Origin of the sequence: Micromonospora sp. H61 (assembly GCF_018070325.1) — a bacterium.
Classification (GTDB): Bacteria; Actinomycetota; Actinomycetes; order Mycobacteriales; family Micromonosporaceae; genus Micromonospora; species Micromonospora salmantinae.
Genome location: NZ_JAGPXY010000241.1, coordinates 1 through 671, shown reverse-complemented (window position 1 = coordinate 671; position 671 = coordinate 1). Strand labels below are relative to the sequence as shown.

Here is a 671-nt window from a genome sequence, read left to right as displayed (position 1 = left end):
CGTGCATGGCGCGGAGTACGTGGTCGACGCCGGCCTGGTCAGCCAGAGCTGAGCCCCTCGCCGCCCGCCCGAGATGTTTCGGGCGGGCGGCGATCCGGACAGACAGCAGCGGCTCCGCCGGTGGGGGCGGTGATGATGACACCTGGCGCCGGAGGCTGACGTAGATATCCTCTTCAGGTGCTGGCCCGTGTGGAGATCGTTGACATGGGTCCGGCGCTGCGAAGGGACTATCGACATGCCCCGTGTGGTACCGGCGGTCAACCGCGCGCTCGACGTCCTCGAACTGTTCCTGGACTGCCCTCAGTTGTCGGCCCGCCAGGTGATGGAGCGACTCGATCTGCCCCGCACGACCGTCCACGAGTTGCTCGTGACGCTTGAGGCTCGCGCGTACCTGATCTCCGTACCGGGTCAGCCGGTGCACTATCGGCTCGGCATGCCGCTGTTCCAGCTGGGCGCAGCGTTCGCCGGCCGGCTTGATCTGGTCCGCGAGGCGCAGGGCGTGGCGCGGGACGTGGCTGCCGCGTGCGACGAGGCGGTTCATGTGGCGGTGCTCGACGGCGCCGATGTCATCTACCTGGTGAAGTTCGACAGCACGCACCCCGTCCGGATGGTTTCCGGGGTCGGGCTGCGGCTGCCCGCGCACTGCACGGCCGTTGGCAAGGTACTGCTGT

The 671-nt window shown here is 68.6% G+C and carries 1 protein-coding gene; it reads left to right on the top strand.

All coding sequences use genetic code 11. From position 1 onward, the window contains the following. Window positions 1–235: 235 nt before the first annotated feature. Window positions 236–671 (top strand): IclR family transcriptional regulator (locus KBX08_RS33390; RefSeq protein ID WP_210787731.1); only part of this gene is annotated, 436 nt, incomplete at its 3' end.